Source organism: Shewanella electrica, from assembly GCF_022321485.1.
Lineage (GTDB): Bacteria > Pseudomonadota > Gammaproteobacteria > Enterobacterales > Shewanellaceae > Shewanella > Shewanella electrica.
Window position 1 is genome coordinate 1 of sequence record NZ_JAKOGG010000859.1, and the last position, 229, is coordinate 229.

General features: G+C 49.3%; 1 pseudogene. It reads right to left on the minus strand.

From position 1 onward, the window contains the following. Positions 1–229 (minus strand): annotated as a pseudogene (locus L9G74_RS24770) (glycine cleavage system protein P); the annotation flags it as partial.

Sequence of the window (229 nt, forward strand, 5' to 3'; positions counted from 1 at the left end):
GCTGGCAGAAGGGTGCAAATCAGGTTGCGGTCACCGTACACATTATCAACACGTCCTGTGGTAGGCCAGAACTTTGAAGCACGGAGCCAAGGAGCTGGGAAGGCTGCATATTCCCTGGAGTATGGTTTTGTCCATGCATCAGCCATGAGCAGTGATGGTGGATGAGGGGCGCCCTTAAGTACATTGTTGTTAATGTCAACCTTTCCTTTCTCAATCTCAGCAATTTCTT